1 protein-coding gene is annotated in these 1,111 nt (G+C 71.3%); it reads right to left on the reverse strand.

Going from position 1 to position 1,111, the window contains the following annotated elements; genetic code table 11:
• Positions 1 to 1,111 (reverse strand): polysaccharide biosynthesis/export family protein (locus MET9862_RS29035; RefSeq protein ID WP_142586320.1); only part of this gene is annotated, 1,111 nt, incomplete at both ends.

Consider the following 1,111-nt stretch of genomic DNA (forward strand, 5'->3'; position numbering starts at 1 on the left):
CGGAATAGACGGAGGCAGCGCCAGCGATGGGGCTTGCGACGGTTGAGAAGACGCTGAGGACCTTCTGGAGCTCGGTGAAGGGGGCGTTGGAGACGTAGACGAGGTCGCGGTTGCGCATGCGGAAGGCCTGGGTGAGGAACAGGCTGTTGGGATCGCGCATGTCGACGCGGTAGACCACCGGCACCAGCGGGGAGCCCAGGAGCTTCGAGGCCGGGTTGAGCTTGCGCACCACCGCGGCGGGCTCGAAGCGGAAGATGTAGGTGCCGGTCGGATCGGCCTGGAAGTCGGACAGGCCGCGCGCCTTGGCCAGGGCCTGGGCCAGGGTGATGCCCTCGGCCGAGAAGGGCAGCTCGGTGGCGTTGCCGAGCGCGCCCACCGCCAGGAAGGTCTGGGGATCGCGCACCAGGGTGAGCACGTCGCCCGGGCGCAGGTAGATGTTCTCGCGCGGGTTGGAGACCACGGTGGTCATCGGCACGGTGGCGGTGAGGGTGCCGCGCGAGAGGCGGATGAAGGTCTCGTTGACCGGCGAGCGCACGCCGCCGGCGGAGGCGACGACGTCGAGCAGGCGGTCGCCGCGCATGGTCAGCGGGATGCGCGCGCCGGCGGCGGCCTCGCCGGTGACGGTGACGGTCTGGGAGAGCGGCTTGGTGACGCTGACCAGGACCTGGGGCTGGATGGCCTTGCCGGCGAGTTCGTTCTCGATGAGGCTCTGCACGTCCTGGGGGCGGCGGCCGAGCACCTGGATGCGGCCGGCATAGGGGACGGAGATGGCGCCGTCGCGGCCGACCACCTGCTCGGGGATGAGGGCGGATTTGGAGCCGGCCGAGAAGCGGTCGGCGACGAGCGGTCCGGAGAACAGGCCGCCCGATCCCGCCTCCCAGACGGAGATGGAGACGTAGTCGCCGATGCCGATGACGGGCTCGAGGGAGGGGCGGTGGTCGCCGAAGGAGGCGAGCAGGCTGTCGAGCGGGCGGGTGCGCAGGGCCTCGACCACGGCCGGGGTGATGTCGATGATCTCGTAGCGCGCAAACAGCCCGTCGGGCGTGGCCACCTCCGCCCCCGCATCCACCTGACGCGCGGTCGGGCCCGCCGCCGGAAGAACTGAGCAGCC

This window comes from Methylobacterium symbioticum (assembly GCF_902141845.1).
Lineage (GTDB): Bacteria > Pseudomonadota > Alphaproteobacteria > Rhizobiales > Beijerinckiaceae > Methylobacterium > Methylobacterium symbioticum.